The organism is Paraburkholderia sp. LEh10, assembly GCF_017814945.1.
Taxonomy (GTDB): domain Bacteria; phylum Pseudomonadota; class Gammaproteobacteria; order Burkholderiales; family Burkholderiaceae; genus Paraburkholderia.
The window spans coordinates 22,349-33,683 of the sequence record NZ_JAGIPX010000079.1 but is presented as its reverse complement, the minus strand read 5'-3'; the positions used below and the strand labels follow the sequence as shown (position 1 = coordinate 33,683).

The following is an 11,335-nucleotide window of genomic DNA, read 5'->3' as shown; positions in this document are numbered from 1 at the left end:
CGGTCGCAAGGTCGACCCTGCACTACGAATCGAAGCTCGCTGTGCGAGATGCTCCCGTGCTTGCGGCCATGAGCATTCTGTCGGCGCAGTATCCGCGCTACGGGTACCGTCGAATTCCGATCTTTCTGGGGCGCCAGGGTCACAAGATGAGCGCGGACCGTGCATGGCGGCTGTGGCGCCTGACTGGCCTGCAGCGTGCCACGCAAGCGCCCACGCAGGCGTGTGTCGCTTCAGCGTCCCCGGCCGCAACTGACGACGGCGGCGCGGCACGTCTGGGCGTACGACTTCGTATTCGACGCGTGTGCAATGGCATTGGAATTGCGATTCAGCCGGGAACTTATGAGAGTTTTATAATATGTGACGTCAGCCTTTGACGTTGATGGAAACGGGGTTGAGCTTCATTTAATTTAAGCTAAGTGACGGTCGAATAATCGGATACTCTTCGGAGTTTGATGTTTGCGCTTCTGATATTCCAGGGGCGAGTAGTGAGGAAGCCGGCCGGAATGTGAAGTGGTTTAATTTGGACGAAAATTGGTCGTGGACTACTGGCAACGCTGGAGGATATTCGGGCAATGCATTTGACAAATTTTTAATAGGCTCGAAAATCGATATGAAGGTTAAGACGCCAGTCGGTCCTCGCGATTGATTCTCGATCAAGGCCGGCGTAGTTAAAAAGCAGCCGCTTTATAAGCGGCTCTTCGTTCATTCTGCGGTAATACAGCCTGTTCCGGTATTACACTCCCGAGACCGGGCAATATCTGAGCAGGACCGGAAAAAGGATTAAGTGACAGCCCAACCCCTCTTCCCGAGAACCAGACTAGAGATGCAGAACGACAAACTGCCGCCACGGCGTGTGGCATACGAAAAAGGGACCCGGACCGGCGGCGCCGGATGGATCGGCCGATTGCTGGCCGTCGCCCTCAGCGCGATCGTACTGGTGGCGGCCGCGATGCTGTCAGTAGTGCTGCTCACCGTGCTGTTTGCCGTGTGTACGCTCGTCGTCGGCTATCTCTGGTGGAAGACGCGCGCGCTGCGCAGGCAGGCGCGCGCATTCGGCGACGACGGCCGGACCGTCGACGTGGAGATCGTCCACAAGGACCCGCCCGACGACGATTCCCCGAAACGCTGACGTGGACCCGGCCCGCGCCGCCGTCTGTCGACCCGTCAAACGGCACCCCGTCCGTTAGAGCAACCCGTTACGCTGACGTAGCTCACGCTTCACTCCTTGCGATAACGCGTAATACGCTATCGCGCCCACGAGCATTCCGGCGACTGCTTCGGAAAACCACGGTGCCATCGCATGCACGAGCAACGCGGAGATGGCGCCGAATGCCCACGCCGCGAATGCGCTGCCTCGGAAGTTCGGTACGTCATCGTCGTACGAGTAGTGCCGGACAAAGATCTGATCGACGATAATCACCGCGCCGATCGGCGGCACCAGCACGCCGAGCAGGTTCAGCCAGTTCAGGAACAGGCTCCACACGCCAGCCGCAGCCAGCAATCCGCCAAGCACGCCGAGCAGGACCGTCATGGTTCGCATCTTCTTGCCCGCGATACGTCCCCAGCCCACAGCACCGTTGTACAGGCAATGCGTGCACACCGACCCGAGGTTCACGAAGACGAAAATCAGCGCAATGGCCGACAGCATGCCGCCGTGACTGGTCAGCACCGACATGAAGTCGCCACCCTGCGTCGCCGGCGCTGCAGCGGCCCCCGCGCAGACGATCACGATGCCGAAAAGCTGGGCAATCATGTTCGCAAACGGAAACGCGGTGAGTGTCGCGTAGACGGCGCTCTTGCCGTCCTTTGACCAGCGAGTGAAATCCGCCGTCATCGTGCCGGAGTCCGCAAACGTCGCGACCACCAGCGTGACCGCGCCGCCGAAGGACATCAGGCTGTTCACGCCAAGCCCCCCGTAAGCCGGCACGGCTGTTAGCGCATGCTCCGATCCGATCAGGTAGAGCGCTACAAGTCCGAGCACCACATAGAGCGGCGCGGCGATCATCCCGACGATCGAAAGCGCGCGAATGCCGATGAACGTCACGGCGGTATAGAGCAGGGTGGCTGCGACGATAGTGGCAGTTTCGTTCCAGCCGAAAGACGCATGGACCGTCGTGCCCGTGAGGCCCGTCTGAAAGGCGTACCAGCCGACGACGACGCTCGCGAGAAAGCCGGATGTGATCGCATAGCCCTTTCGGCCAAACGTGCGTTCGGCCTGGAGCGCAAAATTGCGGCCGGTGCTGCCGGCGATGAAGCTCAGCGTGCCGACGTACGTGAGCAGAATCGCATTGCCCATCAGGATCGCGAGCAGTGCCCGCGAGAAGCCGAGGTTGTAGGCGATGATTCCGCCAAATACCGCATTCGTAATGATCATCGGAAAGCCGAACCACACGGCCGCCACGGAAGACAGCCGGTGACGATGCGAGAGTGGGACGGGTTTGTGCTCGAACTCTTCGTCGAGCCCATGCTGTTCGGTCGAAGTGGTCATGATGTTCCCTGGGTTCGCTTGCTGGACGGGTGGGCTAGGCGGCCTACTGCACGAGGCCGAGTTGCTTGAGCAGCGGCGGCAACGTGTTGCGCCACGGGCGCGCCCGCTCGAAGGCCGCCGACGCGCGCAGCACGAGCGGATCGTCGAGATGGCGCCCGACGATCTGCAGGCCGATCGGCAATCCGTCGCTCGTGAAGCCAGCGGGCACCGAGGCGGCCGGTTGACCCGTCAGATTGATCGGATAGGTGAACGAGAGCCACTGTGTCGGCGCAACCATGCGTCCGTCGGTTTTCTCGGGTCCCTGGCAATGAACCGGGAAAGGCGGAACCGTCAGCGTCGGCGTGAGCAGCAGATCGTAGTTCGACATGAAGCGCCACATCTTGTTGACCACGCTCTTGCGGGTCATCATCGCGTTGGTGAAGTCCTCCGCGGTCCACGGATGATTCAGAAACGCGACGAGATGCGGCGACATGTCCTTGCCCCACTGCGCCACCATCTCGCGCATGCCCTTGAGGTCGGTATCCATCGCGACGATGGCCCAGAACGCGTCGAACGGATCGCTCCAGCCGGGATGCGCGATCTCGACGCTGCAACCCAGATCGCGTTCAAAGACACGCACCGCGTCATCGACGACGCGACGCACCTGCGGATCGACGGCGGCATAGCCCCAGTCGGGGCTGTACGCAACACGCAGCCCCTTGAGGTCGCCGTCGAGCGCGTTGAGCCAGTCGAAACCGGCGGCCGGCAGCGAATGGCGGTCGCGCGGATCGGGGCCTGCGATCACCGACAGCATCAACGCGCTGTCTGCCACTGTCCGGCTCATCGGACCAATATGCTCGAGGCTCTCCCAGCTCGACACGCCCGGATAGCGTTCATCGCGGCAGCCAGGATAAAGCGGCACGCGCCCCATCGACGGCTTGATGCCGTAAATTCCCGAGTGCGCCGCAGGGATGCGAATCGATCCGCCGCCATCGCTGCCAATGGCAAAGGGAACCTCGCCGCTTGCCACCGCCGCGCCCGAACCCGCGCTGGAGCCGCCCGGCGTCATGTTCAGATTCCACGGGTTCCGGGTGGTTTCGAAAACCGGGTTGTGGCCGACGCCGCTGTATCCGAATTCCGGCACGTTGGTCTTGCCGACGATGATTGCGTCGGCCTGTTTGAGACGCTCGACCACGACGTCGTCTTCGTCAGGCACGAAGTCCTTGTATGCAGGCGAGCCTGAAGCGGTCCTGATGCCCGCCGTGCAAACCAGATCCTTGATGCCGACGGGCACACCCGCCAACGCACCGACGTCATCGCCACGCAGGATGCGCGCTTCCACTTTGCGCGCCTGCTCACGCGCCGCTTGCGACGTAATCGTGCAGAACGCGTGGATCGACGGCTCGACGGCTTCCATCCGCGCGAGGTGAGCCTCGACCACTTCGACAGGCGAAAGCTCCTTGCTGCGAATGGCCTTCGCGAGGCCGCCGGCGTCCATGCCACAAATTTGTTGCGTGATGTCCATGCTTGTCTCCTGACTGATGTGGGTGTGCTCACTATCGGGCGATGTTGTGAACGAGTCTGCACTGTCAATTGAACAGGTTATGGCGGTTTGTTAAAATTTGTGAACAGGCGCGCGAAAGCGCCACAGGCAAAGGCGGAGCGGGCGGTCGCAGCGCGAATGAACAGCGGCGCGCGCGGACAGGCGAGCGAATAAATTGCGAGGAATCGATGCAGCAGAGCCGGACTGACCAGCGCATTGCCGTGGTCGACGACGATCCGTCGATCCGCGAAACGCTCGAAGGTTTTCTGGAGGCGGAAGGCTACGAAATCTGCTGCGCGGCCGATGCAGACGAACTGGATCGCGTCATGCGCGTGCGGCCCGTCGATCTCGTTTTGCTGGATATCCGGCTGCCGGGACGCGACGGACTAACGTTGACACGTGACCTACGCGAAAAGTCCGAGATGGGCATCATTCTGATCACGGGCCGCAACGACAAGGTCGATCGCATTCTCGGCCTCGAATATGGCGCAGACGACTACATTGCGAAACCCATCGATGAACGTGAGCTGCTGCCGCGCGTGCGTAACCTGCTGCGGCGCGTGAAGCACAGCCACAGCGTCACTGCGCCCTCGACGCTGTCGTTCGGCCAGTTTCAGCTCGACACGCGCGGCCGCAGCCTGTCCGATTGGACGGGCGCAAATGTGCCCCTCACGACCGCGGAATTCGATCTTCTGGTGGTATTTGTCAGGAACGCTGGCCAGGTGATGTCGCGCGAGCGGTTGATCTCGGCGATCAAGCGGCGGCGCTTTGAGTCAATGGATCGGACGATCGACACGCTCGTGCGTCGTTTGCGCCGCAAGATCGAGGCTGATCCCGACAACCCGCACCTGATCAAAACCGTTCACGGCACCGGGTATCTGTTCTCTGGGCCGGCAGCCGCCGACGACAACAAGACGCGCACGTAACGCTCCACGTCCCGATAGATCGTTACGACGGTCAAGGCTGCATCTGAGACCTCGGTCGCAGTGCCTGTCCGTGCAATCTGCTCGAGGTTGGCAGCGGCATCGGCCAATTGCTCGAACCCGACGTTGGATGCGGCACCCGCGAGACGATGCGCGTTTTCCGCGACGGCGTCGAGGCCCGTCCGAGCGCAACCAGTCGCGATTCCTTCAAGTGCATCGATGGCCGTTTGCTCGAACGCCGCAACGATGCGCAGGGTTCGATGCTGTCCCAGCTTCTGGCGCAACCGTTCGATTCGCTGCGGTTCTTCGACTGCAGCTTTTTGCGCTGGCGGCGCGGCCTGCTTCAACGCCGAGCGCAGCCTTTCCACCTCGACCGGCTTCTCAATGATCCCATCGATGCCGCGCAATAAGTAAAGTGGCCGGTCGGTCGGCAGTGGATTCGCAGTGAGCCCAAGAATCGGGCCTGTATGCCGGTTTGGCTCGCGGCTCGACCGGATCGCAGCGGTGGTGGCGAGTCCGTCCATCACGGGCATGCGGATATCCATCAGTATCAGATCGAAACGCCGCGTCTTGAGGATCTCCAACGCTTCTTGCCCTGAGCCGGCGGATGTCACATCGCATCCCTCGACACGTAGCAACTCGCTCACGACATCGCGATTAAGCGCCACGTCGTCGACAACCAACACCCGCGACGCGGGCGACGCCTTCGGCACGCTTTCCTCACGCTGCGCCAGTTCGAACGGCAATCGCACCGAAAAGGTCGAACCGTGTCCGATCGTGCTGCGCACTGAAATCGAGCCGCCCATCGCTTCAGCGAAGCCCTTGCTGATCGCAAGGCCCAGCCCGGTTCCTTCGAAGCGCTTCTCGTGTCCCGTTTCCGCCTGCGAGAATGGCCGAAAAAGTCGCGGGATGACGTCGGGTGCAATGCCGATTCCCGTATCGGTCACGTCGATGACAACTTCGATCGAATCGTCCCCGCGCGCCGCGGCATCCGTTTTGACCTCGATGTGGCCTGACTCGGTGAACTTGATGCCGTTGCTGACGAGATTGATGATGATCTGCTGCAAGCGCGCAGGGTCGCCGAACACGGCCGGAGGCAACGGGGCGAGTGTGCTTACGCGAACCATCAACCCCTTCTCCGCGGCGGCCGCGCTCGCCAGCGTGGCGGCGCCCGTGATCACTTCACGCAAATCGAAGCGTCGGCGTTCGAGCCGGACGTGCCGGACTTCGAGCAAGGCCAGATCGACGATGTCATTGATGATCACGGCGAGCGTCTTACCCGCCTGAATCATTCTGCGCACGATCTGCGCAGCGCCTTCGGGTAGTTCATATTGAACGAGCAGTTGCGCAAGTCCCAGTACCCCGTTGACGGGCGTGCGCAGTTCGTGGCTCATCATTGCGAGCGACTCGGACTTCATCCGCTCGAGCGCCTCGGCCGCGTTCTTGGCCTTGACGAGCGCGCTCTCGGCTTCGTGCCGCACAGTGATGTCCGCCACACTCGCGATGATCATCCGCTTCGAGCGAACCATCAGCGACTGTCGCGATACCAGCAGATGACGCACTGGGCTCGTGGCGCCGCCCGTTTCGAACTCGCTGGTCTTGATTGCGCCGCCCGTGTCCCGTTCAGATATCAGCCACCTGAACAGTTGCGCCTCCCGCCGCAGTGCTTCCTGCAGACTGCCGGGCGAACGCAGCGGAACGTCGAGAAAGAGATCGAGCGCCTGGCGGTTCGCGAATTCGATCCGGCCTTGCGCATCGATCAGCAAAAGCGGAATGGGCGATGCGTCCAGCAAACGGTGTACTGAGTAGTCGCTCAGGCGGCTCTCGCGCACGAGCAGGAGCAGACACCCAAGGAAGAACACGCCGGCAATGTCCATTGCAATACGGCCGAATAGGCCCGCCGCCAACGCGGAGAGCGGCGCCCAGGTCATCACAGCGACCTTGCTGCCGCGAAGCGACGCAAATAGCGCGCCTTTGCGGATGATGAACCGGCCTTGCGTGTCCTCGTTCTGCGCGTCTGCCAGACCATCGCAGACGGGACTTCCCGCGCAGCCGGACGCAAGCGGAATTGCGATCGTCTTTTGCCCGGGCCATGCGGCGATGCCCGCGAGCAGGTTGCTCGAACGGCCATCGCCGTCGTCGATGAGCGTCACGCCGTCTGACGTATCGAAGCGGGCCTCGGCAGAAGCAAGCTGGACAGCGAGACGCGCCTGATGTAGCAGGAGGTTGCCGATCGCATCCTTGCGTGCCTGAAAGAGCAGAAATGCGAGCGACGAGATCAGCACGATCACCACAATGGCGGTTCTCGCCTCGGCTGGGGGACGCAGGGTGACCGTTCTGTTTCGGGTGCCGAACATACGTGTCAGTCGAGGGCTTCCGCCCCGGCAGACTGGCCGCCAAGGTCTGCGCCCAGACGATGCGAAGCGATACCGCAGAGAACGAGATAGAGGCAACCCGCCGCGGGCGCGCTAATCAGCGGCGTGATCGCCCCCGGAATCAACCGCTGGCAGAACAGCGCCACGAGCATGCCGGCAACTGTTGCGAATAACGCGGCCAGATTCATCGGTGCTACCCGGCTGCGCGAAAACCCAACCCGCACTCGCACGACGTAATAGTCCGCGACGATCACACCGCCGATCGGCGATGCAATGGCCGTGAGTAGCAGCGTCCAGCTTGACACATCGCCGACGCTGCTGGTGATGGCGAGAAAAATGCCGAGAAGCGTCGCGGCGCTCGCGACGCCTATCCACGGCAGTGTTGGAAACGCACTGTTGAACGTCACTCCGGCGTTGGTCAGGCAAGCATCGCAGGTGGTCCAGTTCGAAACGATGACGAGCACCAGCAGCAGCCACGACAGTGCATTGCCCGCAGTGAACAGGTCGTTCACCCTGATGCCCGACGCAGCGACCAGTACGCCCAGAATGAGGAACGGAAGGTTCGTCAGCAGGAAGCCGAATGCCGTCGCCTGTACCGCTTCGTTCCCGGTTCGGCAAAACCGCACGATGTCGCCTGTCATCGTACCGCTCACGACGAAGGTTCCGAAGGCAATGCACACGCCCGTGCCGAACGGCAATGCTCCGCCGATCGGACCGTCCAGCAGGCCAGCCCAGCGGGGTACGAGCTGATGCGCAAAGACGATTGCGCCGAACAGGATCATCGTGGGGATCGCAATTGCAGTCATGTTGAAGCCGTGGCTGATGCGGACGATCACCGGTAGCGCGAACAGAACGCCAATGACGCAGATCGTGAATGTCGAATTGACCTGAAGGTGGAGGGCGGCGGCGAGGATCGTTGCCGTCAACGTAACGTGAAAGGCGAACCAGCCTGTGACGAGCGCCCCCAGCAACGCGCCCGGGATCACGGCACCCCAACGGCCGAAGACGCCTTCGAGCACGAGTTGCGAACTCAAGCCCCAGCGGCCAGCCGCGAAACTTATCGCCGCCGAATAGATGAAGAGGATCCAGTTGCCAAGGGTTGCGGCAAACAGCGCGTCTATCGTGCCTAGAGATGCTTGCAGGTGACTGCCGACGATGACGGAGGCAAATGCGGAGGAAAAGCCCGACCACGCAAACGCGGGGAAAATGAGGCCGCGCCGCCGTGGTAGCGGGACTGGCCTGGTACTGCTGCTGTCATTGGGGCCGCGAAGCAGGCTCATGGCTGACGGTCGATCTTCGATATTGGGGGGCGATCTGGATGTCAGATAGTCTCACAGACGCGGGATGCCGGCATGGGCGTCGCCGCAGCGGCGTCGGGTATCAAGTGGAGCGAGATCATGGGGCGGTCAAGCGGCGCACGCGGCCTATGCATAAGCAATCCTGCTTATACTGCCGATTGCACCATCTCCGAAAAAATCGGGCCAATTAATAGCAGAGATCTCTGCCGAGATACGCAGCGACCGCCCCGGTCAGCGCGATACCGTGCAATTCCTCCGGTGACGCCAGATGCGCGGCGATAATCTCACGATTATCGAGCCGCAGCTCGGGTATCGAATCGAGGTGCAGTTCAAAGAAATGCACTCGGTCTCGCCGCCCGTCCCACATGCCGCAGACGCTGCCTGCGGGGTGTATGGGGTGCGACGAGAGACCAATCTCCTCCTCCATTTCGCGCAGCGCCGCTGCATGAGGCGCCTCACCGGGCCGCAGACTGCCGCCGGGAAAACTCCATTCGGCCCGGTACGATGACTTCACCAGCAACAGTGCCTTGCCGACGTAAATTGCGACCAGCGCGCCCTCATGGCTAGGCCGCCGGAGGTGCCACCAGGCGCGAGCGAGCCGAAATCCGAGCCGAAGCACGAGGCGCCAGACAGAGTCGATAAGCATGGCCCGTCGCGATCGCGGAAGGCTCGGCATCAGGTTTCTCCTTTCCTGGTTAGAGCGGGTTAAAGGTGGTTAGAGGCGCTAAGGCTCGCCGCGTTCGTCGGCCTGGATCATTCAAGCGTCTGTCACACCACTGCCTGGGAACCGTAGTTTAGCCGGACGACAAGTGGAAAACGTCAGGGGGTAAATTTGGACCAGGTTGATCGATCCGACCCGTACCGACATTCGCGCGTGGCTAGGTTGCCAGCGGAACGGCGCTCGAACATTTAAGTTCGTCAAGACACACGCTCGACTTGACTCCGCTGACGCCAGGAATTCGCATGAGCGTATCGAGCAGGAATTCCGACAGCGCTTTCAGGTCGCGTGTCACCACCTTGAGCATGTAGTCGATATCGCCGGTTACGGCGAAGCATTCCTGTATCTCGGCGAGTTCCGCGACCATTGACTTGAACTTCGCCAGATCGCGGATATGACCGCGCTCCATCGTCACCTGGATGAAAGCCACCGCGCCAAAGCCGAGCGCCTGCGTCTCGAGCCGCGCTTCGTAGCACCTGATCACGCCCAGTTCCTCGAGCCGGCGATGGCGCCTTAGCGTCTGCGCCGGCGACAGCCTGATCGCCTCCGCCAGTTCGAGATTTGAGATGCGTCCCTGCGACTGCAGGATCTCCAGCAAACGCGTGTCAATACGGTCGATCTCGATGGTCTGCACTTTCCTTTCTCCAATGGGCTTTCGGGGGAAATTTTAATGTGCAAACTAGGGTTTGTCTGCGGTTTTAACGAAATCCTATTGCGCCGCGATGAATCTACACTGACCTCGGAAATTGCTGCAACGTCACCGCATGCTTGCCGGGAACGCGGACGGTTGAGCTACACGAGGTCCGGCACTCTTTATGAAATTTTCTTTCCCCGCGCATACACTGGACATCACCCACGATGCCGTGCGCTGCGCATCCAGCAAACCATCCACTTTCTGCCAAACGCAAAACGACCATGGCCGACCTGTTTGACAATCCCATGCAACTGATGGGCTTCGAATTCGTTGAATTCGCTTCGCCCACGCCCAACGTGCTCGAACCGTTGTTCGAGCAGATGGGCTTCACGCTGGTGGCACGCCACCGCTCGAAGGATGTGCTGCTGTACCGCCAGGGCGAGATCAACTTCATCGTCAATCGCGAACCGAATAGCCAGGCCGCGTACTTCGCCGCCGAACATGGTCCGAGTGCGTGCGGGATGGCGTTCCGCGTGAAGGATTCGCACAAGGCCTACGCGCGCGCGCTGTCGCTGGGCGCGCAGCCGATCGAAATCGCCACCGGTCCGATGGAGTTGCGTTTGCCCGCGATCAAAGGCATTGGCGGTGCACCGCTTTACCTGATCGACCGCTTCGAAGAGGGCAAGTCGATCTACGACATCGATTTCGAGTTCATCGAAGGTGTCGCGCGCCGGCCGGTCGGTCACGGCCTGCGCCTCGTCGACCATCTCACGCACAACGTCTACCGTGGCCGCATGACGTATTGGGCCAACTTCTACGAGAAGCTGTTCAACTTCCGCGAGCTGCGCTACTTCGACATCGAGGGCGAATACACTGGCCTCACGTCGAGAGCGATGACGGCGCCGGACGGCAAGATCCGCATCCCGCTGAACGAGGAATCAGGCAAGGGCAGCGGCCAGATCGAGGAATTCCTGATGGCCTTCAACGGCGAAGGCATCCAGCACATCGCGTTCCTCACCGACGATCTGATCCAGGTCATCGACAACCTGCAGATGGCAGGTGTGCCGCTGATGACGGGACCGAACAGCTACTACTACGATGCGCTCGAGACACGGCTGCCGGGTCACGGCCAGCCGGTTGGCGAGCTACAGTCTCGCGGCATCCTCCTTGACGGCACGACGGCAGACGGCACACCACGCCTGTTGCTGCAGATCTTCTCAAAGCCCCTCCTTGGCCCCGTGTTCTTCGAATTCATCCAGCGCAAGGGCGACGAAGGCTTCGGCGAAGGCAATTTCAAGGCGCTGTTCGAGTCGCTCGAACGCGACCAGATCGAACGGGGCACACTCAAGGTCTGACGTGCTCGCAACCTGACTCACA

General features: G+C 61.4%; 9 protein-coding genes and 1 pseudogene. 4 read left to right on the top strand and 6 right to left on the bottom strand.

All coding sequences use genetic code 11. The features are described from left to right. Positions 1-324 (top strand): annotated as a pseudogene (locus J8I87_RS37730) (IS3 family transposase); the annotation flags it as partial. Between the two features lie 499 nt (positions 325-823). Further along, complete coding sequence (locus J8I87_RS37725; RefSeq protein ID WP_209937458.1) at positions 824-1,129, top strand: hypothetical protein; 306 nt, start codon at positions 824-826, stop codon at positions 1,127-1,129. 54 nt (positions 1,130-1,183) lie between these two features. Here the strand turns inward: J8I87_RS37725 and J8I87_RS37720 are convergent, their stop codons facing one another. Then, entirely contained in the window at positions 1,184-2,488 is a 1,305-nt protein-coding gene (locus tag J8I87_RS37720; protein WP_209937456.1) for a purine-cytosine permease family protein, read from the bottom strand. A 43-nt stretch (positions 2,489-2,531) separates the two neighbouring features. After that, the gene (locus tag J8I87_RS37715; RefSeq protein WP_209937455.1) at positions 2,532-3,992 is read right to left on the bottom strand and encodes an amidase; all 1,461 of its coding nucleotides are present in this window, start codon (positions 3,990-3,992) and stop codon (positions 2,532-2,534) included. A gap of 206 nt (positions 3,993-4,198) precedes the next feature. On the opposite strand from J8I87_RS37715, the gene J8I87_RS37710 reads away from it, so the two are divergent. After that, the gene (locus J8I87_RS37710; RefSeq protein ID WP_245254445.1) at positions 4,199-4,936 is read left to right on the top strand and encodes a response regulator transcription factor; all 738 of its coding nucleotides are present in this window, start codon (positions 4,199-4,201) and stop codon (positions 4,934-4,936) included. On the opposite strand, the gene J8I87_RS37705 is transcribed toward J8I87_RS37710, so the two are convergent. The 4 genes from J8I87_RS37705 to J8I87_RS37690 form a co-directional block, all read right to left on the bottom strand. Beyond that, positions 4,873-7,290 (bottom strand): ATP-binding protein, encoded by a 2,418-nt coding sequence (locus J8I87_RS37705; RefSeq protein ID WP_209937454.1) that lies wholly within the window; start codon positions 7,288-7,290, stop codon positions 4,873-4,875. The two genes, J8I87_RS37710 and J8I87_RS37705, sit on opposite strands and share 64 nt — an antisense overlap. A 5-nt stretch (positions 7,291-7,295) precedes the next feature. Continuing rightward, complete coding sequence (locus J8I87_RS37700) at positions 7,296-8,588, bottom strand: cytosine permease (protein WP_209937453.1); 1,293 nt, start codon at positions 8,586-8,588, stop codon at positions 7,296-7,298. A 205-nt stretch (positions 8,589-8,793) separates the two neighbouring features. Beyond that, positions 8,794-9,282 (bottom strand): NUDIX domain-containing protein, encoded by a 489-nt coding sequence (locus J8I87_RS37695; protein WP_209937452.1) that lies wholly within the window; start codon positions 9,280-9,282, stop codon positions 8,794-8,796. A 202-nt stretch (positions 9,283-9,484) separates the two neighbouring features. After that, positions 9,485-9,958, bottom strand: coding sequence for an Lrp/AsnC family transcriptional regulator (locus J8I87_RS37690; RefSeq protein ID WP_209937451.1), 474 nt, complete (start codon positions 9,956-9,958; stop codon positions 9,485-9,487). Between the two features lie 281 nt (positions 9,959-10,239). Between J8I87_RS37690 and hppD the strand changes: the two genes are divergently transcribed. Beyond that, on the top strand, positions 10,240-11,313 hold the full coding sequence (hppD, locus tag J8I87_RS37685; RefSeq protein WP_209937449.1) for a 4-hydroxyphenylpyruvate dioxygenase: 1,074 nt from the start codon (positions 10,240-10,242) through the stop codon (positions 11,311-11,313). Positions 11,314-11,335 lie beyond the last annotated feature (22 nt).